Here is a 21,314-nt window from a genome sequence, read left to right as displayed (position 1 = left end):
GGCTGGAGGCGCGGGGAAGGTCATCCGCACGATCGGGAGGAGCGGCCGTGACCGAGCGCAAACCGCCTGGCGTCAGCTTCGAGTCCTTCGTCGACCGGCAGATCCGACAGGCCACCGAGCGCGGCGACTTCGAGAGCCTGCCCGGCTACGGCAAGCCGCTGGCCTCGCTCGACGCGCCCTACGACGAGCTGTGGTGGATCAAGGGCAAGATGCACCGCGAGGGCTTCGCCGTCCTGCCTCCGGCGCTCGCGCTGCGCAAGGAGGCGGAGGACGCGCGGGAGGCCGCCCTCGCGGCCCGCTCCGAGCGCCAGGTGCGGGACATCCTCACGACGGTCAACGAGAAGATCCGCGCGGCCCTGCGCCGCCCCCCGCCGGGGCCGCCGCTGGGCCTGACCGAGTTCGACGTCGACGCCGTACTGGCGGCGTGGCGCGCGGCGCGCACGGACTGATCAGTCGACGGGCCAGGCGTCGGAGAGCATCTGGCGCGTGTCCGCCAGGAGTTGGGGCAGCACCTTGGTGTGGCCGACGACCGGCATGAAGTTCGTGTCCCCGCCCCAGCGGGGCACGATGTGCTGGTGCAGGTGCGCGGCGATGCCGGCCCCGGCGGCCGCGCCCTGGTTCATGCCGATGTTGAAGCCGTGCGCCCCCGACGCCTTGCGCAGCGCGACCATCGCCCGCTTGGTGAGGTCGGCGAGCTCGGCCGTCTCCGGGGAGTCCAGCTCGGTGTAGTCGGCGACGTGCCGGTACGGGACGACCATCAGGTGGCCACCGTTGTACGGGTAGAGGTTCAGCACGGCGTAGACGTGCCGGCCCCGGGCCACGACCAGGCCGTCCTGGTCGGACATCTCCGGAATCCCGCAGAAGGGACAGCCGTCCCCGGCCTCCGGGCCGGTCGGCTTGTTCTCCCCCTGGATGTAGGCCATCCGGTGGGGCGTCCACAGACGCTGGAACGCGTCCTGCGTGCCCACACCGATCTGCTGCTCCGGCTCAGTCGTCATGGCGGCAAGCATATGACCTTGCCTTCACGGACGAGGAAGGCCCCCGGAAAGTGATCACTTCCCGGGGGCCCTCGTCGTACGGACCGGGCCTGGATCAGACCTGGACGCGGTCCGCGACGACCTTGGCCAGCTTGGCCAGCGCCTCCTCCTTGGCGATGCCGTTCTCCTGCGAACCGTCGCGGTAGCGGAAGGAGACCGTGCCCGCGGCCATGTCCTCGTCACCGACGATGATCATGAACGGGACCTTGAGCTTCTGGTGGTTGCGGATCTTCTTCTGCATGCGGTCGGAGGAGGCGTCCACCTCGACCCGCAGGCCCTGCTTCTTCGCCGCCGCGGCGAACTCCTGCAGGTACTCGACGTGCCCGTCGCCGATCGGGATGCCGACGGCCTGGACCGGGGCCAGCCACGGCGGCATGGCGCCCGCGTAGTGCTCCAGCAGCACGGCGAAGAACCGCTCGATCGAGCCGAACAGCGCACGGTGGATCATGACCGGGCGCTGGCGCGAGCCGTCCGGGGCGGTGTACTCGAGGTTGAAGCGCTCCGGCAGGTTGAAGTCGAGCTGGACGGTCGACATCTGCCAGGTCCGGCCGATGGCGTCGCGCGCCTGCACGGAGATCTTCGGGCCGTAGAAGGCCGCGCCGCCCGGGTCGGGGGTCAGCGGGAGGCCCTGCTTCTCGGCGACCTGCTGGAGGACGGCGGTGGCCTCCTCCCAGACCTCGTCCGAGCCGACGAACTTCTCCGGGTCCTTGGTGGACAGCTCCAGGTAGAAGTCGGTCAGACCGTAGTCGCGCAGCAGGTTCAGCACGAAGGTGAGCGTGCGGTCGAGCTCCTCCGCCATCTGCTCGCGGGTGCAGTAGATGTGCGCGTCGTCCTGGGTGAAGCCACGGGCGCGGGTCAGGCCGTGCACGACGCCCGACTTCTCGTACCGGTACACGGTGCCGAACTCGAACAGGCGCAGCGGCAGTTCGCGGTAGGAGCGGCCGCGCGCGTCGAAGATCAGGTTGTGCATCGGGCAGTTCATGGGCTTGAGGTAGTAGTCGGTACCACCGTCGAGCTGCATGGGGGGGTACATGCCCTCCGCGTACCAGTCCAGGTGGCCGCTCTTCTCGAAGAGGGCGCCCTTGGTGGCGTGCGGGGAGTAGACGAACTCGTAGCCCTCCTCCTCGTGCCGGCGGCGCGAGTAGTCCTCCATCGTCCGGCGGATGATGCCGCCGCGGGGGTGGAAGACGGCGAGGCCGGAGCCGATCTCGTCCGGGATGGAGAAGAGGTCCAGCTCGCTGCCGAGCTTGCGGTGGTCGCGCTTCTCGGCCTCGGCGAGGAAGTCGAGGTGGGCCTTCAGCTCCTCCTTCGACGGCCACGCGGTGCCGTAGATGCGCTGGAGCATCGGGTTCTTCTCGCTGCCGCGCCAGTAGGCGGCCGCGTTGCGCATGAGCTTGAAGGCCGGGATGTTGCGGGTGGTGGGCAGGTGGGGGCCTCGGCAGAGGTCCTTCCAGCACAGCTCGCCGGTCTTCGCGTCCAGGTTGTCGTAGATGGTCAGCTCGCCGCCGCCCACCTCGACGTTCGCGCCGTCGTCGGTGGACGCGGAGCCCTTGATGCCGATGAGCTCCAGCTTGTACGGCTCGTCGGCGAGCTCCTCGCGGGCCGCCTCGTCGGTGACCACGCGGCGGGAGAAGCGCTGGCCGCGCTTCTGGATCTCCTGCATCTTCTTCTCGATGGTCTTCAGATCATCGGGGGTGAAGGGCCGGGCCACGTCGAAGTCGTAGTAGAAGCCGTCGCGGACCGGCGGGCCGATGCCCAGCTTGGCCTCGGGGAAGAGCTCCTGCACGGCCTGCGCCATGACGTGCGCGGTCGAGTGGCGCAGGATGTTGAGGCCGTCCTCGGAGGAGATCTCCACCGGCTCGACGGTCTCGCCGTCCTGTACCGCGTAGCCGAGGTCCTTCAGCTCACCGGCGATGCGGGCGGCGACGATGGTGCGCTCGCCGGCGAAGAGCTCCGCCGCCGTAGTGCCCGTGGCCACCACGCGCTCGTCCCGCTCGGAATCGCGTTGGATGATCACACGGACGTCTGACACCGGTCTCTCCTGACTCAGGGGATGCGCGAGCGAACACTGCGCGCCTGAATCGTACCGAGCGGAGTGGCTGAGCCGCTAAACGGTTACTGCCGGGCCGGCCCGGTCGACCCCCCACGGTCCCCCGGCCGACCTGCGCCGGCCGCAGGTTGCGGGCCCGGGCCCCCGGACCGGAGGCGCGCGGGCCGCGGCCCATCGCGGGGCCGCACGAGCCGCACCGCGGCGCGGGGGTGCGTCAGAAGACAGGCCCCGCGCGGGCCGGCCGGCGCAGACGGGGCGCGGGGCGGGGCCCGGCGTGGACGTGCGTGAGGAGACCGGCCTGGCGCCGGTCGACCGACGCAGGTGGGTCGTGGGACGGGGCCCACGTGGGGGTGCGTCAGAACTCGGGCCCGGCGCCGGCTGGCCGACGCAGACGGATCGCGGGGCGGGGCCCAGCGCGGACGTGCGTCAGAAGACGGGCCCGGCGCCAGTCGGCCGACGCAGACGGGTCGTGGGACGGGGCCCACGTGGGGGTGCGTCAAGAGACGGGCCCGGCGCTGGCCGGCCGACGCAGACGGGTCGTGGGGCGGGGCCCCTCCGGGGTGTCTCCTCGGCTCGCGAACCCTGAGCCCGACCGGCCCGCTGGTCGGCGGTGGGTTCGCTCGACCTGCGGGGACACCCCGGAGTGTCCCCACCCCACCCCGAAGCCCCGGCCCCCGCTTCGCCGTCGGTAGCCTGGGCCGTATGCCGAGCCCGCAGATCCGCCCGCTGGACCTGGCCGATGACGCCACCGCTGCCGCCGTGCACCGAGTCGGAAGGGCCGCGTACGCCGTCGAGGCGGAGTTGATCGGCTTCGACGGCATCCCGGCGCTGGGCGAGAGCCTGGCTCGGATGCGGGCGCAGGACCTGAACTGGGTCGGCGCCGTCTCCGAGGACGGGGAGCTCGCCGGTTTCCTCGCCTGGGAGGAGGAGGCCGACGGCGGCGCCTGCATCGACCGGCTGTGCGTGGCCCCGGCCTGGTTCCGCCGCGGCGTCGCCTCCCTGCTGCTGCGCCACGCGCTGACCGAGCTCTTCCCCGGTCGCCGCGTCGAGGTCACCACGGGCGCCGCCAACACCCCCGCGGTGACCCTCTACGAACGCCTCGGCTTCACCCGCGGCCCGGACTTCTCCCCCGCCCCGGGCCTGACCATGGCGTCGTTCACCTCCGTCTGAGGCAGCGCCCTACCAGCACCTCCGCCCTCCCCGCCCTGCTGGACGCCCTTCCCACCCCGCCGGACTCCCATCCAGCCCCGCCGGACTCCCCATCCAGCCCCGCCGGACACCCACCCAGCCCTGCTGGACGCCCACCCAGCCCCACCGAACGCCCACCCAGCCCCGTCGGCCACACCCAGCCCCGCCGGCGTTTGAGGCGATCTTTCAGCCTCGCCGGCGTTTGAGGCGGTCTTTCAAGCCTCGCCGGCGTTTGAGGCGCGGGGGTCCGGGGGCGGCGCCCCCGGCAGCGGCGCCGCGGCCTCATTCGTCGGCCGGCAGCACGTCCTCGGGGTCGAACGCGTCGTCCAGCGCCTTCATCAACCGATCCCGCTCGACCTCGTCCATCGGCACCGGCGTCACATCCACCGCATCCGTCAGCCGACGGAACCCGCCCCGCCGCTGCAGCCGCCCGCTGATCCGGATCGGCAGGCCCACCAGGTGCGCGTGGCCCGCCACCCGGTACGCCTCCTCGTCGAGCGCCGCCCGGATGTACGGGACCTCCGCCCCGGCGAGGACCCGCAGCCGGACCGTGCCCCCGCCCCCCGGGGCCGAGCGCCGCATCCGGACCACCGCCCCCGCGACGCGGACCTGCACGGCCGGCTCGTCCCGGGTGTAGCGCGCCGCCGCGTCCCGCAGCACGGGCAGGTCGCCCGGCGAGAACTCCACCGGCTCCGGCCGGGCCGCGCACCCCGCCGGGACCCCCGCCGCCGGCGCCCAGGCCAGCGCGATCCGGGCCCCCTCCGAGCCCCGGACCAGTGCGATCAGCGCCTCCGCGAGCTCCCGGCTGACCCCGGCCTGCACGGCGGCGTCGAAGGCCTCCATGCCGCCGGTGGCCCGCTGGTAGTCCACGGCCTCGCGGGCGGCGTGCAGCGCGTGGTGCAGCCGGGTCGTGACGCCCCGCCCGCCGTCCACAGGAACGTACGCGGTCAGCCGCCGGCCGCCCGGATGCGGCCCCACCAGGACTCCGTCCAGGGCCCGTTCTGCCTGTGCCCGGTGCCGGGACCCGTAGTACCCGGCCTTCGCCCGCGCGGCCAGGGCTCCGGCCAGCAGCAGCTGCCGGGCGGCCGAGCGCAGCTGTTCCTGCACCGTCCACGCGGCCTCGCCCTGGAGTCCGTACGCCCCCGGCGGGATCTCCCGGTCCCAGCGGATCTCGTCGCTGGGCACGCTCAGCCCGTAGAGCACCTCCCGCGCGGACGGCAGCGCGCTGCGCGAGAGCGCGGTGAGCGCCTCTTCGAGCAGGTCGGCGCAGTCGGGGAAGGTCCGGCTCTCGGGGACGAGCAGGCTGGTGCCCTCGCGGGCCGTCGGGTGGGTGGCGGGCGGGGTCCAGCGCCCGTAGCGTCCGGCGGCCCCGCCCCGGCGCAGCCAGCCGTGGCGGTGCAGCAGCGCACCGAGCACGGCGGGGTCGACCTGCGCGGGGTCGGGTGCGGCGGGGTGCGCGGAGTCCGCGAATCCGCCGTACTCCGGGGACGGCAGCGGTTCGAGGTTCGGCGAATGCCAGTGCATCAGGGTGTCCCTCCCGACCCGACCCGGGTCATGATCTCGCACAGCGCCCGGTCGTCGAAGATCCGTGTGGTCGGGATCCGAACGGTGGTCCGGCGCCGGCCGGTGACAGGGTGTCCGGCGAGATTGGTCCAGTAGCAGCAGTGCCGCAGGTCGAGCCGGTCGTGCCCGGCGGCGAGCCACTGGTCGCGGTCCCGCGGGACGAGCATCACGACGAGGATCTTGTGGACGGCGACCGGGGTGCGGGCCAGTTTCACCAGGTGCTCGTTGTCGAGGGTGAAGGCGAAGGTGGGCCCGGGCGGCCGCGGCGGTATCTGGTAAGTCGCCTTCAGCTGCACCTTGATGGTGACCTCGTCGTCGACGACGTGCTCGGGGGCGCCGTGGCTGACGTGCCAGTCGATGCCGTTGTCCGGGAAGGGCTGGGACAGCGAGCAGCCGGCCGCGGCGGCGACGGCGTGCAGGTATCCCACCTGAAGGGTTTCCATGCAGGCGGTGGTGGCGAGTGTGCCGCGCAGCGGTCCGCTCCGCGCGTCGTCCGGCGTACCGGTCCGCGGATCGATCTGCCCCGCCAGCACCCCGCCCTGTTCGGGCTGCGCGAGCGCCATGGCCGGCTCCCCATGCCTTCCGGCTCTGCCGTCGGTGGTGGGTGGGGTGACGACCGGTCATGTGTACGGCCCCCCAAGGATGTTGTCTCCGCACCCGGGTCCCCGCAAACGGCGTACGGGGCAAACAGCCCGGGTATCACCGATTCGGGCAGGGGCGGCACGTTCCGAGGCGGCGGTGCCCGGATGCGCCCCATCTGCCGACCGGGGACGAGGAGTTCGCCATGACACGCTGGTACGAGGGCCCGCTGGCCGCATTCGACACGGAGACCACAGGGGTGGACGTCGAGCAGGACCGGATCGTGTCCGCCGCGCTCGTCGTCCAGGAGTGCGCGGGCGGCCGGGTCCGCACCACGCGCTGGCTGGTCAATCCCGGCATTCCGGTCCCCCCGGGTGCCACGGAAGTGCACGGACTGACCGACGAGCACCTGCAGCGCCACGGGCGCTGGCCGGCGCCGGTGGTGGAGGAGATAGCCCGTTCGCTCGGGGAGCAGCAGGTGGCGGGACGGCCGGTGGTGGTGATGAACGCGCCGTTCGACCTGACGCTGCTGGACCGGGAGTTGCGCCGGCACCGGGCGTCTTCGCTGTCACGGTACCTGGAGAACCGGCCGCTGACGGTGCTGGACCCGCGGGTGCTGGACAAGCACCTGGACCGGTACCGCAAGGGCCGTCGGACGCTGACGGACCTGTGCGCGCACTACGGGATAGAGCTGGAGGGCGCGCACGACGCGGCGGCGGACGCGCTGGCCTCGCTGGAGCTCGTGCGGGCGGTGGGGCGGCGGTTCGCGGCCCGCCTGGAGCGGCTGTCGCCGGCCGAGCTGCACACGCTGCAGGCCGTGTGGCACGCGGCGCAGGCGCGCGGCCTGCAGGCGTGGTTCGCGCGGCAGGGGACGCCGGAGGCGGTGGATCCGCACTGGCCGCTGCGGCCGGACCTGTCGACGGCCGCGTAGAACGGACCCCGGGGGGCGGGCCGTCGGCTCTCGGCGAGACCCCCGGACATGCGGAAGGCCGGTCCGTCATCGACGGACCGGCCTGTCCCGGTGGGCGATACTGGGATCGAACCAGTGACCCCTTCGGTGTGAACGAAGTGCTCTCCCGCTGAGCTAATCGCCCGGGAACGCACTGAACAATACAGAAGGCTCGGGGCTGGTTCAAACCGCTTCCCCCGCGGCGGCCGGCCGGGCCGCGCACCCCGTACCTACTCAGGGCACATCTGAGTACGCACACCCATGTCCTGACTGCGTGACCGCCGCCACACTCCGCATATGAACACCCCTCTGCCGCCGGCCGAAGAGCTGGCGCTCATCGACCGCGAGCTGACCCAACTCGATGCCCGCCGGCTGTATTTGCTGGGCCGCCGGGACTGGCTGCTGCGCCTGCTGCACCAGCCGGGCCCCGCTCCGGCTCACTGGGGGCCCGCCGCGCCCGCCACTCCCACCAAGGACGCCACCGCCCCGAGCGCGCAGAACGTGCTGCTCACCCTGGGCGCCGTGCTGCTGGGGGTCGCCGCGCTCGCGTTCACTCTGGTCAGCTGGGGGTCCCTGGGGATCGCCGGCCGCTCGGTGGTGCTGGCCGCGGTGACGGCGGCGGCGCTCGGCGCACCGGCGCTGCTGCTGCGCCGCGGGCTGCGGTCGACGGCGGAGTCGGTCGCCGCGGTGGGACTGCTGCTGACGGTGCTGGACGCGTACGCGCTGTACGCGGTCGGCATGCCGGACTCCGACGGCACCGCCTACGCGGCGGGCGCGGCCGCGGTGCTGGCGGCGGTGTGGGCCGGGTACGGCTCGGTCCTGCGCACGCTGCGGATCCCGCTGCCGGCGGCCGTGCTGGCGGCCCAGCTCCCGCTGCCGCTGGCGGCGCTGGCCTGGCAGCCGGGTCCGTCGGCGCTCGGCTGGGCGCTGCTGGCGACGGCGGCGCTGGACGCGGCGCTCGCCCTGCGGGCCCGGGCGGCGGCGGTCCCGGCGGCCGTGCTGGGCACGGCGGCGCTGCTGATCGGGGTGGCGCAGTCCGGGTCGGCTGCTTCGGCGGCGCAGGCCGTGGCTCCGGCGGCGCTGCTGCTGGCGGGCGCGGCCCTGGGTACGGCGGTGGCCTGGCGTGAGCCTCGCGCATGGGCCGCCGCGCTGGCGGGCGGTCTGGCGGCGGTGGTGGCCCTGGGCGGTGTGGCCCGGCACGGCCTGACCCCCGCGTGGGCAGTGGTGGCGCACCTGCTGGTCGCACTGCCGCTGCTGGCGGCCGTACGGGTCCAGGCGCTCCCGGCGGCGGTGCGGCGCGGGCTCGCCCGGGCCGGGGCGCTGGCGGCGGCCCTGGCGGCGCTGGTGGCGGGTGTGGCGGCGGCCGCGACCCTGCCGGCCCGGCTCCTGGTGCTGGAGGAGGTCTGGGCGTCGACCACTCCGGCGCGGGAGTCCGGCGGGCCGGGGGCCGCGGTCGCGGTGGCCCTGCTGATCTCGGCGGGGGCGGCCTGGTGGCTGTCGCGGGTACTGGCGCGGCCGGAGCCCGCGGTGGTGGCGGTGGTCCTGGCCTGGGCGGGGCTGTTCACGGCCCCGGTGCTGCTCGGGTTCCCGGTGGCGGCCGAGTTCGCCGCGCAGCTCGCGGTGACGGGCGCGGCGGGTGTCCTCGCACTGCGCTCGCCGGTGCGGGGGGCCGGGATCGCGGCGGCCGTGTGCGCGCTGGTGGGCGCCGCGAACGTGTCCGTGGGCGCGCTGGACGGCCGGGCGGCGACCTTCGCGGTCTGGGGCCTGCTGGGCGCGGCCTGTGCGGCGGGAGCGGCGTACGGGCCCGCTCCGCACCCGGTCCGCGCCGGGGCGGCCGTGTGCGCCGTCGGGTACGCCACGGGCGTGCTGGTGGCGGTGGGGGCCGTGACGGACCTGGCGGTGGTCTGGTGGGCGCTGCCGGTGCTCGCGGTCCCGGCCCTGGTGGCGGCGCTCGGGCCGCGGCTGGGCGGGGTACGGCTGCCCGTCGAGATCGCGGCGGCGGTCTCGGGCGCCCTGGCGGTGGCCCTGTCGGCCGGGCGGGCCGGGACCCTGGCGCTGGTCCTGGCGCTGGCCGGGGTGGTCTGCGCGGGGGCCGCGGTGCGGCCGGAGCGGCGCGTGCTGGGCTGGGCGGCGGGGGCGCTGTTCGCGGCGGCGACCTGGGTGCGGCTGGCCGAGGCCGGGGTCACGGCGCCGGAGGCCTACACGCTGCCGGTCACGGTGCCGGCGCTCGTGGTGGGCTTCCTGCGCCGCCGCAGGGACCCGCAGGCCTCGTCCTGGACGGCGTACGGCCCGGGCCTGGCGGCGACCCTGCTGCCGAGCCTGGTGGCGGCCTGGGGGGACCCGGGCTGGACGCGTCCGCTGCTGCTGGGCGCGGCCGCGCTGGCGGTGACCCTGGCGGGCGCCCACCGGCGGCTGCAGGCCCCGCTGCTGCTGGGCGGCGCGGTTCTGGCGGCGGTGGCGCTGCACGAGCTGGCCCCGTACGTGGTGCAGGTGGCGGGGGCGCTGCCGCGCTGGGTGCCGCCGGCCCTGGCGGGCCTGCTGCTGCTGATGGTCGGGGCGACGTACGAGAAGCGGCTGCGCGACGCCCGCCGGCTGCGGGAGGCGATCGGCCGGCTCCGGTGAAACGCCAGAGGCCCGGAGACTGTGAAAGTCTCCGGGCCTCTGGTCCGGGTGGGCGATACTGGGTTCGAACCAGTGACCCCTTCGGTGTGAACGAAGTGCTCTCCCACTGAGCTAATCGCCCGGACGCACCGCAAACATTACCGCATGTCAGCGGTGCTCTTTGACCATCACTGGTCCTTGAGGTCCCAGGGCAGGATGAGCCCGTACTTCCACAGGTAGAAGCCGATCAGCGCGCCCGCGATGACGAGGCCGACGGTGGTCAGGATGATGTTGCGGCGGCGGACCTTCGGGTCGAGCGCCTTCTGCGCCGCCTCGGTGACCTTGCGCTTGGTCCAGTGCAGCACGAGGTGGGCCCAGGCGAACTCGGTGGCCCAGATCGCCAGGCCCGCGAAGATCGCCACCCAGCCGGGGCCGGGCAGGACGAGCATGGCCACACCGGCGGCGATCACCGCGAGACCGACGACGAAGACGCCGACCTGCCAGCTGAGGTGCAGGCTCTTGCGGGCCTTGATGAAGGCCGGCGCCTTCGAGACGTGCGGCGTCTGCGCCGCTGCGTCCGCGGCGGATTCGTCAGCGGCGGACTCGTTGGTTCCGCGGTCACTCCCCGTATTCATGGAGTCGAATCTACCCGAGCCCGAAGCACACGTGAATGACGGTTTGGATCCGCCGTCCGAGGGACCCAGAGGTCCGCAAAACGGTCAGAGGGGTTTACAACGGCACCGTAGGTGGCATGTCGATTTCGCCGACGTGCGAATCCCCGAGCGCACACTGAGCGAAAGGCCCTGGCGCTTATGAACACCACGGTCAGCTGCGAGCTGCACCTGCGCCTCGTTGTGTCGAGCGAGTCCTCACTGCCTGTTCCCGCGGGCCTGCGGTATGACACGGCCGACCCCTACGCCGTGCACGCCACCTTCCACACCGGCGCCGAGGAGACGGTCGAATGGGTATTCGCCCGCGACCTCCTCGCGGAGGGCCTCCACCGGCCCACCGGTACCGGCGACGTCCGCGTCTGGCCGTCCCGCAGCCACGGTCAGGGCGTCGTCTGCATCGCCCTGAGCTCACCGGAGGGAGAAGCACTGCTCGAAGCACCCGCCCGAGCACTCGAGTCGTTCCTCAAGCGGACGGACGCCGCGGTCCCACCCGGGACCGAACACCGGCACTTCGACCTCGACAAGGAGCTCTCCCACATCCTGGCCGAAAGCTGAGCCAGGCCTCCAGCCGCTCGACACCGTCCGACTCGGGGCGACGGTGCGGGTCGGACAACCACATACGGCAGTGCCGGCGCTGTTCCCGCGGAAGCCACCCGCGCGGACGGCGCCGGTGTGCATTTCGCGGGACCCGCTATTGTCGGGCGGCAGCGGCGGCACCGTCCGTCGTCGCAGGCCCGGCCCTTGAGGGAGACCCCGTGCAGATCCCACACGACACCCGTCGCGCGCTCGACGTCGTCGTCGCGCTGGTGAACACCGCGGCCGAGGCCGACCAGCCCGACGGGCTCTCTGACATCGGCGCCCTGCGCGCTTTCGTCCAGGAGTACTCGATCAGCGACGTCGGCGAGCTCAGCGCCCGCGACCTGGCCGGCGTGCGGACCGTGCGCAGCAAGTTCGCCCAGGTCTTCGCCTCGCCGCACCCCCGTGCCGCGTCCGTGCTGATCAACGAGCTGGTGGCGACCGCGGGCACCACCCCGCAGCTGACCGACCACGACGGCTACGACTGGCACGTGCACTACTTCGCCCCGGGCGCGTCGGTGGGCGACCACCTGGCGGCCGACGGCGGCATGGCGCTCGCCTTCATCGTGGTCTCCGGCGAACAGGAGCGGCTGCGCCGCTGCGAGGCCCCGGACTGCCGGCGCGCCTTCGTGGACCTGTCCCGCAACCGCTCGCGGCGCTACTGCGACAGCCGGACCTGCGGGAACCGGCTGCACGTGGCGGCGTACCGGGCGCGGCGCAAGGAGGCCGACGCGGGGCCCTCAGAGCATGAAGAGGTCGTGCACGGCAGCGAGCAGCAGCAGGATGCCGATCACCGCTAGGAAGATCATCAGGGGCGGCTGGGAGAGCGCGAAGAGACAGCCTCGCGGCTCCTCGGCGACGGGAGCGGGTACCGGCACGGGCACGGGCACCGAGGGGTCACTCTGCGATGTCTCGAACATGTCGGGGCGATGATGGCGCAGCGGGCCAGGGCCCGGCGTCCAACACGCCAACATCCGCGCGGTAGTTCGCCCGATCTCGTGACCGAGTGCCCGGACCGGGCCCCCGGCGTCAGATGCCGTGCTTCTTGAGGATGGCCTCGATGTCGGAGAAGTCGTCCGCGGGCGCTGCGGCCGGCGGCTTCCGGCGCGCGGAGGGCTGGGGCTGCGCACCGGCTGCGGCGGCGCCGAGGGACGGTGCGGAGGCGGCCGGGGCGACGGCCTCCGGGGCCGCTCCCCCCTTGACCTTCTTCGCGGGCTTCCCGGACGCGCCGAGGCTGCGGCGTTCGACGGCGCGGGTGGTCATGAAGAGCAGCCAGGCCAGTGCCAGCAGCCCGAAGCCGATCCAGACGGTCGGCTTGAAGGCGATCCCGGACACCCATTCCACCAGGCCCGTCATCACGAGGGCGACCGGCACCAGCGCGTACGCGGTGATCCGCGCGGCGGCCAGGAACCGCTTGCGGTAGGCGGTCAGCGCGGCGATGCCCAGGCCGGCCGCGGACACCGCGGCGCAAAGGGTCTCGGCAAGCATGCGGTCCTCCGGACTCTCGGCGGCAGGTCGATCTGTCCCTGTCCATCCTGCACCGCACGCCGCCGTACGGGCCAGGTCACGAGCCTCCCCCGGGCGGATCTCCGGGACATCTCGGGGTCGCGCCTCATCCCTGAGGTCAGGTCGGCGGGGTGGGCGGAGGCTGGGAGACTGTGCACATGACCGATTCCGTGATCCTCGACGTCTGGTGCGAACTGCAGTGCCAGGACTGCCGCAGCGCCCTGGACGACCTGCGTGCCCTGCGCGCCCGCTACGGCGACCGGCTGGACATCCGGCTGCGCCACTTCCCCCTGGAGAAGCACAAGCACTCCTTCGCCGCGGCGCAGGCCGCCGAGGAGGCCGCCGAGCAGGGGCAGGGCTGGCCCTACGCGGAGGCCGTGCTGACGCGCGCCGGGGAGCTGGACGAGCGCGGCGAGGCGGTGCTGCTGGACGTGGCGCGCGAGCTGGGTCTCGACGCCGAGGAGTTCGACACGGCCCTGATCGACGGGCGGCACATCCTGATCGTCGACGCCGACCACGCCGAGGGCAAGGCGATCGGCGTGACCGGCACCCCGACGTACGTGATCGACGGCCAGCGCCTCGACGGCGGCAAGAGCCAGGACGGTCTGCGCGCCCGCATCGAGGAGATCGCCGACCGGCTGCTCGCCTCCTGAGGCCCTGAGGCCCTGAGGCCCCCGGGCGGGCGACGGGCCGCAAGACGCGCCCTAGAGGAGTTCCTTGACGGCGTTCACCGTGGTGTCCCGGTACCCCAGCGACTCGTAGAGCCGCCGGGCCGGTGTGTTGCCCTCGACCACGTGCAGGCCCAGGTGGCGGGCGCCGGCGGCCAGTGCGGCGTGCTCGGCCAGCAGCATGAGGGTGCGGCCGTGCCCCCGGCCGCGGTGCTCGGGCGCGACCTGGACGTCGTACACGTACGGGATGCGGCCGAGGCCGGGCAGGTCGCGCTCGCCGACCCAGACGCTGCCCACAACCCCGCCCTGCGGCGTCTCCACGACGTGGAAGGCGGCGCCGGGGGTGTCCCGGCCGGCCGGGAGCATCACGGCATGTTCGGCGCGGGACGCGGCCACGCCCTGCTCGGCGGTCATGCCCGGGGCGACGAGACGGCGGCCGTACTCCACGACGGCCGGCTCCAGCCAGGCGTCGAACTCGGCCCCGGTCATGGGGCGCCCGGTGCTGCCCGCCGGGAGCGCGGGCGGTTCGGCCGGCAGTTCCTTGACCATGATCCGGCCGGTCACCCGGTAGCCGAGGGCGGTGGCCATCCGCAGCGCCGGCTCCGCGTCGGCGGGGACCGACACGGCGACGCCGGTGCAGCGCCAGGAGCGCAGCACCTCCTCGGCTGCTAGCGCGGCGACCGTGCCGCGTCCGCGGCGGCGGTCGGGTTCGTCGATCCACAGGTCCCGGATCACGCCCATCGCCGGCTGGGCGGCGGACCGGGTGGCCAGGTCGAGGGTGCCGACGTGCCGACTGTTCACCCGGACCTCGTAGGCCCGGGAGCGGGTGCCGTCGTCGTGCTGCTGGAGCGGCTGCGCGGGCCGCAGGGTGGTGGTCATCACTTGGAGTTCTACCGGTCCTGCGGCCCCGCGTCACCGGTGTTCACGGATCGAGGTCCGCTCCGGCCTTCGCGTCGAAGATCCGCATGACCTCGGCCGTGACCGGTCCGGGGGCGGTCCCCAGCTCGCGGTCGTCGACCCGTACGACCGCCTGGGCGTCGCGCAGCGAGGAGGTCACGAAGATCTCCTCGGCCTGCCGCAGCACCTCGAAGGGCAGGTCGGTCTCCTTGGCGCCGGCCCAGTCGACGACGAGGGCCCGGGTGATGCCGGCCAGGCAGCCGGAGGCCAGGGGCGGGGTGTGCAGTTCCCCGTCGAGCACGACGAAGACGTTGGAGCCGGTGCCCTCGCAGAGCAGGCCGACGGTGTTGGCGAGGAGCGCCTCGGAGGCCCCGGCCCGGTGCGCGGCGGCGAGGGCGACCACGTTCTCGGCGTACGAGGTGGTCTTCAGGCCGGCCACGGCCGAGCGCTCGTTGCGGACCCAGGGCACCGTGACGACGGCGGTGGTGTCCGGGCGGCGGGCGGACTCCGCGACGGCGGCGATCAGGGTGGTGCCGGCGTCCCCGCGGTCGGAGCCGAGCGGGGAGACGCCTCCGGTGTAGGTGATGCGCAGCCGCCCGTGCTCCAGCGGGTTGGCCCCCAGGACGGCGGCGCAGGCCGTGCGCACCTCGTCGAGGTCGGGGTCCGGGAGGCCGAGGCCCCGGGCCGAGCGGGTCAGCCGCTCCAGGTGGCGGGTGAGCGCGAAGGCCCGGCCGCCCTCCGCCTTCAGCGTCTCGAAGACGCCGTCGCCCACGGTCAGTCCGTGGTCGAAGACGGACACCTTCGCGGCGTCCACGTTCCGCAGCGCTCCGTCGAGCCAGATCCTCATCGTGCCGTCCTTCCCATCGTCCCGTCCGCCCCCTGGGCGCGGGTCATCTCGTGGCCTGATGCCACCCGCAGCAGGCGGGCGGCCTTCAGCTCGGTCTCCGCCCACTCCCGGTCCGGATCGGAGCCCCATGTGATGCCTGCGCCGGTGCCGAAGAGCAGGCGCGGGCCGCCGGGGGTCTCGCGGTCGATCCAGAAGGTGCGGATGCCGACGGCGAGCTCGGCGGTGCCCCGGTCGGCGTCGACCCAGCCGATGCCCCCGCAGTATGGGCCGCGCGGGGCGGTCTCCAGGGCCTCGATGATCCGCAGGGCGGAGGTCTTGGGCGCTCCGGTGACGGATCCGGGCGGGAAGGTCGCGGCGAGCAGCTCGGGCCAGCCGGCGCCGTCGGCGAGCTCGCCGCTCACGGTGGAGACGAGGTGGACGAGCCCCGGGTGCTCCTCGACGGCGCACAGTTCGGGGACGCCGACGGAGCCCGTCGCGCAGACCCGGCCGAGGTCGTTGCGCACGAGGTCCACGATCATCACGTTCTCGGCGTGGTCCTTGGGGAGCAGGTCGTCGACGGTGCGGCCGGTCCCCTTGATGGGGCCGGACTCGACGTGGCGGCCGGACCGGCGCAGGTACAGCTCGGGGGAGGCGGTGGCGATCTCGACGCCGTGCGCGGCGAGGCGAATCGTTCCTGCGAAGGGCGCGGGGTTGCCGCGCGCGAGGAGCGCCGTGAGCGCGTCGACGTCGGCGCTGTCGGGGTGGGGCAGCGGCGCGGACATCACGCGGCAGAGGTTGGCCTGGTAGACCTCACCGCGCGCGATGTGCTCGCGGATGCGGCGTACGCCCTCGACGTACGCGGCACGGTCGAGCGAGGAGGTCCACGCGTCGGCGTCGGGTCCGCGCCAGGCACCGGGGACGGGCGCGGGGACGGGATCGGGGCGCACGTCCCCGAAGCGGGCGCAGACGAGCCGCCCCTCGAAGTCGGCGGCCACCGCCCAGAAGCCGGTGGAGTCGAGGGCGGCGGGATCACTGGTGACGTCTCGGAGGTCGGTCGCGAGCAGGCCGCCGAAGCGGGCCAAGGGGGGCAGGTCGTGCACGGCTGCGAGTCTATGACCGGTGACGCGGCGGCGCCGGTGGGGTGACCGCCGGGTGACCCGTGGTGAACGAGTGGCAGCACGCTGCGGAAACGCGTTTTTGAGCTGGCCCGGGAATCCGCTAGAGTTCAACTCGTCGCCAGGGAGCGAAGGGGGAGAACCCCGGAGTGAACACGGTGACCTGCGGACGTAGCTCAGTTGGTAGAGCACCACCTTGCCAAGGTGGATGTCGCGAGTTCGAGTCTCGTCGTCCGCTCGAAGTGGGGGATCTTCCCGAGAACCCCTGCAGCTCCATGGTGGAGTGGCCGAGAGGCGAGGCAACGGCCTGCAAAGCCGTCTACACGGGTTCAAATCCCGTCTCCACCTCCAAGGACGATTAGCTCAGCGGGAGAGCGCTTCCCTGACACGGAAGAGGTCACTGGTTCAATCCCAGTATCGTCCACTGATCCGCAAGGATCCCCGCGCGATTAGCTCAGCGGGAGAGCGCTTCCCTGACACGGAAGAGGTCACTGGTTCAATCCCAGTATCGCGCACGCAGCACCTCGCAGTACCGCACCACCTGTTTGACCTGCGGCTTTCGAGCCGTGGAGCCCGCGCGATTAGCTCAGCGGGAGAGCGCTTCCCTGACACGGAAGAGGTCACTGGTTCAATCCCAGTATCGCGCACCGCCCGAAAGCCCCGGCCGTTTCCACGGCCGGGGCTTTCGCGTTCCCCGCGCAGGGGATGGGAGTGCGCGGGAAGCGGGAAGCGGAAAGCGGGAAGCGGGACATGAAAAAGGGTGCTGCCCGTCCGACTCCCCAGTCGTACGGGCAGCACCCTTCACCTGCCGTCCGTCCGTCGCGCCCCCGTCCCCACGGGGTTCGACAGGCCGATGTCCCGGCCCGGGCCGCTCTCCCGGACCCGGGGCGCCGCTCAGCGCCCCAGCATCACGCCCACGGACGACGCCTGTGCCACCAGCTGATCGAAACCTCCGAAGAGGAAGAGCAGCACGGCGGCCAGGGGGAGCACCATGGCCGCGGCCACCAGTGGGTGGCGGGTGCCGGACTCATGGCCGTTGAACGCGAATGCCTTGCGTCCCTGCCGTGCGATGTCCGCCATGGTCCTCTCCCTGTCGTTTGGCAGCGGCGGGCTTATGACCTCGGGGGACGAGTGCGCCACCCGCCGCTTGTCTTCAACACTAGGCGGGCGGACGTTCCGTGGCCTCATGCCTTCGTACCCATTGCCGGGCCTCCAGGAGGATGACGGGGCCTCCCCCGTGTACTCCCCTGGGTGGAGGCCGCTCCCCCGCTGTCGGGGTCTTCCCGGAGGGGATGACCGGAGGGTAGTGACTTCGCTCACTTCCGTCACTCCCTGTTGATGCGTGTCCGTCCACCGGGCGCCGGGAAGATCGACTCGGGCGCGGGCGGCGTACGGACGCACCTCGGCGGGGCCGGCCCCGCCCGGAAGCTTCAATCCCCTTGGCGGAAGGGCCGATTGGACGTGCGGACCATCTTCGCCGCTTCCGCTCGGGAAATGGCTGAGACTCCCTCAAGTGTGCTGTGCCGCACTGACAATCGAATCCCCCGGCGAGGGCGCGGCCTCTGAGCACGCATGCCGGATGGTCCGTAAGCTGTGGCGAGTCAACAGGACGACCGGTCAGCGGGGTGGACATGGCGATGATGCGGCTCCGGCGCGAGGACCCGCGTGTCGTCGGCTCGTTCAGACTGCACCGGCGGCTCGGCGCCGGCGGCATGGGCGTGGTCTACCTGGGATCGGACCGGCGCGGGCAGCGCGTCGCGCTCAAGGTCATCCGGCCGGATCTGGCCGAGGACCAGGAGTTCCGCTCACGGTTCGCCCGCGAGGTGTCCGCCGCCCGGCGGATCCGGGGCGGGTGCACGGCGCGCCTGGTGGCCGCGGACCTGGAGGCCGAGCGGCCGTGGTTCGCCACCCAGTACGTGCCCGGCCCCTCGCTGCACGACAAGGTGGCCGAGGAAGGCCCCCTGACGGCCGCGCAGATCGCCGCCGTCGGCGCCGCGCTCTCCGAGGGACTGGTCGCCGTGCACGAGGCGGGGGTCGTCCACCGCGACCTCAAGCCCTCGAACATTCTTCTGTCCCCCAAGGGCCCGCGGATCATCGACTTCGGGATCGCCTGGGCCACCGGGGCGAGCACCCTCACCCATGTGGGTACGGCCGTCGGCTCCCCCGGCTTCCTCGCGCCCGAACAGGTGCGCGGCGCCGCCGTCACCCCGGCCACGGACGTCTTCGCCCTCGGCGCCACCCTGGCCTACGCGGCGACCGCCGACTCGCCCTTCGGGCACGGCAGTTCCGAGGTCATGCTGTACCGCGTGGTGCACGAGGAGCCGCATCTGCAGGGCGTCCCGGACGCGCTGGCGCCCCTGGTACGGGCCTGCCTGGCCAAGGACCCCGAGGAGCGGCCCAGCACGCTCCAGCTGTCGATGCGGCTCAAGGAGATCGCGGCCCGCGAGGCACAGGGGCTCGCGGACGGTCGCCCGCCGGCGCAGCGGGCCCGGACCGAGCGGCCGACCGGACGGCTCCCCGAGGGGCCCGGCCGGGCCGGCGGCGCCGACGAGTACCCGGAGCAGCGCACGGAGCGCCGTACGGGCGGCAACACCGTGCCCCGGGCCCAGGGCGGGGCCCCGAGCGGACCGCACTCGCGGCCCTCGTCCTCCCGCAACCCGCGGCAACCCGGCGGACCGTCCTCCCGGCCGACCGCGGGACGTACGGGCGGCCGTCCGGCGCCCAGGACGACGGGGACGGGGCGGCGCCCTTCGCGGCCGGATCCCAAGCTGATGCGGCAGCGGCTGATCGTGTTCGTCGTGGTGACGCTGATCGTGGCCCTGGGGATCGCGGCGGCCCAGAAGCTGTGAGGCCTCCGGGCCGCCGGCCACCGGGTGCGGGGTTCCCCGCTGCGGGGCTGCCCGCCTGTAAGGCTGCGGGCTACGCGGTCGTCGCGCGGCCCTGCGCCACCGCGTAGAAGGCCACCGCGGCCGCCGCGCCCACGTTGAGCGAGTCCACGCCGTGCGCCATCGGGATCCGCACCCACTCGTCGGCGGCGACCAGCGCCTGCGTGGACAGACCGTCGCCCTCGGCGCCGAGCATCAGCGCGACCCGTTCCAGGGACTGCGGCGCGGCCACGTCGATCGGCGAGGCCTTCTCGTGCGGGGTGAGGGCGAGCAGCTTGAAGCCCGCCTCGCGCACCGAGTCCAGGCTCTTGGGCCAGGCCTCCAGACGGGCGTAGGGGACGGAGAACACCGCGCCCATGGAGACCTTCACCGAGCGGCGGTAGAGCGGGTCCGCGCAGTCGGGCGACAGCAGCACCGCGTCCATGCCGAGGGCGGCGGCGCTGCGGAAGATGGCCCCGATGTTGGTGTGGTCGTTGACCGCTTCCATGACGGCCACGCGGCGGGTCGTGGCGAGGAGCTCCTCGGCCGTGGGCAGCGGCTTGCGCTGCATGGAGGCGAGGGCTCCGCGGTGCACGTGGTAGCCGGTGACGCGTTCGGCGAGCTCCGGGGTGACGGCGTAGACCGGGGCCGGGAGTTCGTCGATGACGTCGCGCATGACGTCGACCCACTTGGACGAGAGGAGCATCGAGCGCATCTCGTACCCGGCGTCCTTGGCGCGTCTGATGACCTTCTCGCCCTCGGCGATGAAGAGACCTTCCGCGGGCTCGCGCCGGCGCCGCAGTTCGACGTCGGTCAGGCCCGTGTAGTCGCGCAGGCGCGGGTCGTCGGGGTCCTCGACGGTGATGAGATCAGCCACAGGGTGATACTGCCTTGTCCTGGGTGTGGTGCCAACGGCCTGTCAGGCGCTGGTGGTGGGGAGGCTCGGGGTGCCGACGCGCACGACCTCGCCGATGACGATGACGGCCGGCGGGCGGACCGCCTCGGCCCGGACCCTCTCGCCGACGGTGGCGAGGGTGGCGTCCACGCGGCGCTGGGTGGCGGTGGTGCCCTCCTGGACGACCGCGACCGGGGTGTCCGCGGAGCGGCCGTGGCGGACGAGCGCCTCGGCGATCAGGCCGATCTTGTCCACGCCCATCAGGATCACCAGGGTGCCGGTGAGCTTGGCGAGGGAGGCCCAGTCCACGAGGGAACGCGGGTCGTCGGGACCGACGTGGCCGCTGACCACGGTGAACTCGTGGGCCACGCCGCGGTGGGTGACCGGGATGCCGACGGCGCCGGGCACCGAGATGGAGCTGGAGATGCCGGGGACGACGGTGCAGGGGATGCCGGCCTCGGCGAGGGCCTGGAGCTCCTCCATGCCGCGGCCGAAGACGTACGGGTCCCCGCCCTTGAGCCGGACCACGGCCTTGCCGGCCTTGGCGTGCTCGATCAGCGCGTTGTTGATGGCCTCCTGGGCCATGAACCGGCCGTACGGGATCTTCGCGGCGTCGATGACCTCGACGTGCGGGGGGAGCTCGTCGAGCAGGTCACGCGGGCCGAGCCGGTCGGCGATCACGACATCGGCCTCGGCGAGGAGGCGGCGGCCGCGCACGGTGATGAGGTCGGGGTCGCCGGGCCCGCCGCCGACGAGGGAGACGCCGGGGGTGGACTTGTGGCGGTGGGCGGGGGCGGCGAGGCTGCCGTCCCGCAGGCCCTCGACGATGGCGTCGCGGACGGCGGCGGAGCGGCGCGGGTCGTTGCCCGTCAGCACGGCGACGGTGACGCCCTCGATGCGGCCGGTCGCGGGGGTCCAGGCGGTGGCGGCGGAGGCGTCGTCGGCGCGCACGCACCACACGCGCTCGCGCTCGGCCTCGGCGGAGGCCTGCTCGTTGGCCTCGCGGTTCTGGGTGGCGATCAGCGCGTACCAGGCTCCGGCGAGGTCGCCGTCCTGGTAGCGGCGGCGCTCCCAGCGGATCTCGCCGGTCTCGGCCATGGCGTCCACGGAGGGCGTGGCGGAGGGCGAGACGAGCAGGACGTCGGCGCCGGCCGCGATGAGCGCGGGGAGACGGCGCTGGGCGACCTGGCCACCGCCGATGACGACGACGCGGCGGCCGGCGAGTCGGAGACCGACGGGGTACGCGGGGAATTCGGCCATTGCGGTGCGGCTCCTGGTGCGGCGGTCGTTCTGTCTTGCCGCTGCGGCTTTGGAGCGGCGGGGTGCTGA

General features: G+C 73.4%; 21 protein-coding genes and 7 tRNA genes. 13 read left to right on the top strand and 15 right to left on the bottom strand.

Going from position 1 to position 21,314, the window contains the following annotated elements:
• Positions 1–47: 47 nt before the first annotated feature.
• On the top strand, positions 48–449 hold the full coding sequence (locus tag OG534_RS29890; RefSeq protein ID WP_326592150.1) for a J-domain-containing protein: 402 nt from the start codon (positions 48–50) through the stop codon (positions 447–449).
• Here the strand turns inward: OG534_RS29890 and OG534_RS29885 are convergent, their stop codons facing one another.
• Entirely contained in the window at positions 450–1,010 is a 561-nt protein-coding gene (locus tag OG534_RS29885; RefSeq protein ID WP_326592149.1) for an HIT family protein, read from the bottom strand.
• An 82-nt stretch (positions 1,011–1,092) separates the two neighbouring features.
• On the bottom strand, positions 1,093–3,069 hold the full coding sequence (thrS, locus tag OG534_RS29880; RefSeq protein WP_326592148.1) for a threonine--tRNA ligase: 1,977 nt from the start codon (positions 3,067–3,069) through the stop codon (positions 1,093–1,095).
• Positions 3,070–3,789: 720 nt separating this feature from the next.
• Here thrS and OG534_RS29875 point away from each other — a divergent pair.
• Entirely contained in the window at positions 3,790–4,257 is a 468-nt protein-coding gene (locus OG534_RS29875) for a GNAT family N-acetyltransferase (RefSeq protein WP_326592147.1), read from the top strand.
• Positions 4,258–4,557: 300 nt separating this feature from the next.
• Here the strand turns inward: OG534_RS29875 and OG534_RS29870 are convergent, their stop codons facing one another.
• Both OG534_RS29870 and OG534_RS29865 read right to left on the bottom strand, forming a co-directional pair.
• The gene (locus OG534_RS29870) at positions 4,558–5,799 is read right to left on the bottom strand and encodes a hypothetical protein (RefSeq protein ID WP_326592146.1); all 1,242 of its coding nucleotides are present in this window, start codon (positions 5,797–5,799) and stop codon (positions 4,558–4,560) included.
• On the bottom strand, positions 5,799–6,401 hold the full coding sequence (locus tag OG534_RS29865; protein ID WP_326592145.1) for a DUF4365 domain-containing protein: 603 nt from the start codon (positions 6,399–6,401) through the stop codon (positions 5,799–5,801). The genes OG534_RS29870 and OG534_RS29865 overlap by 1 nt, the downstream gene beginning before the upstream one ends.
• A gap of 221 nt (positions 6,402–6,622) precedes the next feature.
• Between OG534_RS29865 and OG534_RS29860 the strand changes: the two genes are divergently transcribed.
• Positions 6,623–7,348 (top strand): 3'-5' exonuclease, encoded by a 726-nt coding sequence (locus OG534_RS29860; protein WP_326592144.1) that lies wholly within the window; start codon positions 6,623–6,625, stop codon positions 7,346–7,348.
• 91 nt (positions 7,349–7,439) lie between these two features.
• Here OG534_RS29860 and OG534_RS29855 read toward each other — a convergent pair.
• Positions 7,440–7,511: transfer RNA gene (locus OG534_RS29855), tRNA-Val, on the bottom strand.
• A 152-nt stretch (positions 7,512–7,663) separates the two neighbouring features.
• On the opposite strand from OG534_RS29855, the gene OG534_RS29850 reads away from it, so the two are divergent.
• The gene (locus OG534_RS29850; RefSeq protein WP_326592142.1) at positions 7,664–9,988 is read left to right on the top strand and encodes an SCO7613 C-terminal domain-containing membrane protein; all 2,325 of its coding nucleotides are present in this window, start codon (positions 7,664–7,666) and stop codon (positions 9,986–9,988) included.
• Between the two features lie 49 nt (positions 9,989–10,037).
• Here the strand turns inward: OG534_RS29850 and OG534_RS29845 are convergent.
• Positions 10,038–10,109 (bottom strand) — tRNA-Val (locus tag OG534_RS29845).
• Positions 10,110–10,155: 46 nt separating this feature from the next.
• Positions 10,156–10,602, bottom strand: coding sequence for a TIGR02611 family protein (locus OG534_RS29840; protein WP_326592141.1), 447 nt, complete (start codon positions 10,600–10,602; stop codon positions 10,156–10,158).
• A gap of 177 nt (positions 10,603–10,779) precedes the next feature.
• On the opposite strand from OG534_RS29840, the gene OG534_RS29835 reads away from it, so the two are divergent.
• The gene (locus tag OG534_RS29835; protein WP_030011909.1) at positions 10,780–11,193 is read left to right on the top strand and encodes an SsgA family sporulation/cell division regulator; all 414 of its coding nucleotides are present in this window, start codon (positions 10,780–10,782) and stop codon (positions 11,191–11,193) included.
• Between the two features lie 200 nt (positions 11,194–11,393).
• Positions 11,394–12,014, top strand: coding sequence for a CGNR zinc finger domain-containing protein (locus OG534_RS29830; protein WP_326592127.1), 621 nt, complete (start codon positions 11,394–11,396; stop codon positions 12,012–12,014).
• Here OG534_RS29830 and OG534_RS29825 read toward each other — a convergent pair.
• Together OG534_RS29825 and OG534_RS29820 are read right to left on the bottom strand one after the other, a co-directional pair.
• A complete protein-coding gene (locus tag OG534_RS29825; RefSeq protein ID WP_326592126.1) occupies positions 11,955–12,134 on the bottom strand; it encodes a hypothetical protein in 180 nt (59 codons plus the stop codon). The genes OG534_RS29830 and OG534_RS29825 overlap by 60 nt on opposite strands.
• 109 nt (positions 12,135–12,243) lie before the next feature.
• Positions 12,244–12,702 carry a hypothetical protein gene (locus OG534_RS29820; protein WP_326592124.1) on the bottom strand — a complete coding sequence of 153 codons (459 nt, stop codon included), beginning with the start codon at positions 12,700–12,702 and terminating at the stop codon, positions 12,244–12,246.
• Positions 12,703–12,878: 176 nt separating this feature from the next.
• On the opposite strand from OG534_RS29820, the gene OG534_RS29815 reads away from it, so the two are divergent.
• The gene (locus tag OG534_RS29815) at positions 12,879–13,373 is read left to right on the top strand and encodes a DsbA family protein (RefSeq protein ID WP_326592123.1); all 495 of its coding nucleotides are present in this window, start codon (positions 12,879–12,881) and stop codon (positions 13,371–13,373) included.
• Between the two features lie 51 nt (positions 13,374–13,424).
• Here OG534_RS29815 and OG534_RS29810 read toward each other — a convergent pair whose 3' ends face one another.
• The 3 genes from OG534_RS29810 to OG534_RS29800 are packed head-to-tail and all read right to left on the bottom strand — an operon-like array spanning position 13,425 to position 16,211.
• Positions 13,425–14,267: a GNAT family N-acetyltransferase gene (locus OG534_RS29810; RefSeq protein ID WP_326592122.1), complete on the bottom strand. Its 843-nt coding sequence runs from the start codon at positions 14,265–14,267 to the stop codon at positions 13,425–13,427.
• A 43-nt stretch (positions 14,268–14,310) separates the two neighbouring features.
• Positions 14,311–15,132: an aminotransferase class IV gene (locus OG534_RS29805; RefSeq protein ID WP_326592120.1), complete on the bottom strand. Its 822-nt coding sequence runs from the start codon at positions 15,130–15,132 to the stop codon at positions 14,311–14,313.
• Positions 15,129–16,211 carry a chorismate-binding protein gene (locus OG534_RS29800; RefSeq protein ID WP_326592119.1) on the bottom strand — a complete coding sequence of 361 codons (1,083 nt, stop codon included), beginning with the start codon at positions 16,209–16,211 and terminating at the stop codon, positions 15,129–15,131. The genes OG534_RS29805 and OG534_RS29800 overlap by 4 nt, the downstream gene beginning before the upstream one ends.
• A gap of 180 nt (positions 16,212–16,391) precedes the next feature.
• On the opposite strand from OG534_RS29800, the gene OG534_RS29795 reads away from it, so the two are divergent.
• The 5 genes from OG534_RS29795 to OG534_RS29775 all read left to right on the top strand — a co-directional run bounded on the left by OG534_RS29795 (position 16,392) and on the right by OG534_RS29775 (position 16,873).
• A tRNA-Gly gene (locus OG534_RS29795) sits at positions 16,392–16,464 on the top strand.
• A 39-nt stretch (positions 16,465–16,503) separates the two neighbouring features.
• Positions 16,504–16,577: transfer RNA gene (locus tag OG534_RS29790), tRNA-Cys, on the top strand.
• 1 nt (position 16,578) lies between these two features.
• Positions 16,579–16,650, top strand: a tRNA-Val gene (locus OG534_RS29785).
• 19 nt (positions 16,651–16,669) lie between these two features.
• Positions 16,670–16,741 (top strand) — tRNA-Val (locus OG534_RS29780).
• Between the two features lie 60 nt (positions 16,742–16,801).
• Positions 16,802–16,873, top strand: a tRNA-Val gene (locus OG534_RS29775).
• 247 nt (positions 16,874–17,120) lie between these two features.
• On the opposite strand, the gene OG534_RS29770 is transcribed toward OG534_RS29775, so the two are convergent.
• Positions 17,121–17,306 carry a hypothetical protein gene (locus OG534_RS29770; protein ID WP_326592117.1) on the bottom strand — a complete coding sequence of 62 codons (186 nt, stop codon included), beginning with the start codon at positions 17,304–17,306 and terminating at the stop codon, positions 17,121–17,123.
• Between the two features lie 551 nt (positions 17,307–17,857).
• Here OG534_RS29770 and OG534_RS29765 point away from each other — a divergent pair.
• A complete protein-coding gene (locus OG534_RS29765) occupies positions 17,858–19,075 on the top strand; it encodes a serine/threonine-protein kinase (protein ID WP_326592115.1) in 1,218 nt (405 codons plus the stop codon).
• 70 nt (positions 19,076–19,145) lie between these two features.
• On the opposite strand, the gene OG534_RS29760 is transcribed toward OG534_RS29765, so the two are convergent.
• Together OG534_RS29760 and cobA are read right to left on the bottom strand one after the other, a co-directional pair.
• Positions 19,146–19,967, bottom strand: coding sequence for a TrmH family RNA methyltransferase (locus tag OG534_RS29760; RefSeq protein WP_326592113.1), 822 nt, complete (start codon positions 19,965–19,967; stop codon positions 19,146–19,148).
• Between the two features lie 42 nt (positions 19,968–20,009).
• Complete coding sequence (cobA, locus tag OG534_RS29755) at positions 20,010–21,245, bottom strand: uroporphyrinogen-III C-methyltransferase (RefSeq protein WP_326592112.1); 1,236 nt, start codon at positions 21,243–21,245, stop codon at positions 20,010–20,012.
• Positions 21,246–21,314: the final 69 nt, after the last annotated feature.

Origin of the sequence: Streptomyces sp. NBC_01294 (genome assembly GCF_035917235.1) — a bacterium.
GTDB classification, from domain to species: domain Bacteria; phylum Actinomycetota; class Actinomycetes; order Streptomycetales; family Streptomycetaceae; genus Streptomyces; species Streptomyces caledonius.
Note: the sequence above shows the minus strand (reverse complement) of the source record. Positions and strands in the feature narration are given on the sequence as shown.